General features: G+C 67.9%; 1 protein-coding gene. It reads right to left on the bottom strand.

Annotated elements, in window-relative coordinates:
- The coding region (locus tag DUGA2_RS32340) for an SdrD B-like domain-containing protein (protein WP_210402618.1) at positions 1-595 on the bottom strand (595 nt) is incomplete at both ends.

The raw sequence follows: 595 nt of genomic DNA, 5'->3' as shown, positions 1-595 counted from the left end.
GTGCCGGTCGGGTTGCCCGCCTGGTCCAGCAGGATCACCTTGACGCCGGCCACGCCGGTTTCGCCGGTGTCTTGCAGGCCGTTCTTGTTAGTGTCGTACCAGACCTTGTCGCCCAGCGTCGCGCCCTTGTAGAAGCCGGCGTCCACATCGTTGTTGGCCTGGCCTGGCGCCACGGTGATCAGGTCGCCCTGGCCGGCGGCGTTGACATCGCTGTCGATCGCGCCGTTGCTGCCGGTGTGCAGGCCGGTGGCCGTCATGCCGGTCGGCGCCGTGACCGAGATCGCGTACTTGCCTGCATCGACGGTGAAGCTGTACTTGCCGTCGGCGCCGGTGGTGGTGGTCTTGACGACGTTGCCCTGCTCGTCCTTCAGATCGACCTTGACGCCGACGATGCCGGCTTCGCCCGCATCCTGCACGCCGTTGCCGTTCTTGTCTTCCCACACGCGGTCGCCCACGGTGGCTTGCGTCACCACGATGCCTGCGTCGAGGTCGTGGTTGACGGCGCCCGAACCCAGCGTGACTTGCTGCGTCACACCGTTGGCGCCGGCGTCGGAATCGGCCGCGCCGTTGCCGCCGGCGTGGGCGGTGGTGAACT

It is taken from the genome of Duganella sp. HH101 (assembly GCF_001758795.1).
GTDB classification, from domain to species: Bacteria; Pseudomonadota; Gammaproteobacteria; order Burkholderiales; family Burkholderiaceae_D; genus Rugamonas; species Rugamonas rivuli.
The sequence above is the reverse complement of the archived record's forward strand: the minus strand, read 5'-3'. Positions and strand labels throughout refer to the sequence as shown.